At 57.8% G+C, this 536-nt stretch carries 2 rRNA genes; both read right to left on the reverse strand.

Going from position 1 to position 536, the window contains the following annotated elements:
- Positions 1–83, reverse strand: a 23S ribosomal RNA gene (locus tag QSK35_RS42545); the annotation flags it as partial.
- Between the two features lie 339 nt (positions 84–422).
- A 16S ribosomal RNA gene (locus tag QSK35_RS42550) occupies positions 423–536 on the reverse strand; the annotation flags it as partial.

Here is a 536-nt window from a genome sequence, read left to right on the forward strand (position 1 = left end):
CCCCTAGACTTTTCGCAGTCTCCTACGTCCTTCATCGGCTCCTGGTGCCAAGACATCCACCGTATGCCCTTACTAACTTGCTACAAAGATGCTCGCATCCACTGTGCAGTTCTCAAAGAACGAACGGTCATCGCCCCATATCCGCTACCTGCCTGCCGGCCTAGCCGGTGGTTCAGGTGCCGAAGCGATCCGATCACTGAAAGACACTCACGTGTTCTCTCAGGACCCAACAGCGTACCGATCTGTTCACTCAGCCCTCACTGGACCTTTCCACGCGGACGAACCGCAGTACTCACTCCAGCGACAACTGTGTGTCGAGCCAGCCAGCATCCACTAGTGAGCACCACCCAGCATCGAGGCTGGTGTGGGTCTGACCGTTGCTCAAGACATTCGCTTGAGGTCAACGGTGAGATGCTCCTTAGAAAGGAGGTGATCCAGCCGCACCTTCCGGTACGGCTACCTTGTTACGACTTCGTCCCAATCGCCAGTCCCACCTTCGACCGCTCCCCCCCTTACGGGTTGGGCCACGGGCTTCG

Source organism: Lentzea sp. NBRC 105346 (assembly GCF_030269605.1).
GTDB lineage: Bacteria > Actinomycetota > Actinomycetes > Mycobacteriales > Pseudonocardiaceae > Lentzea.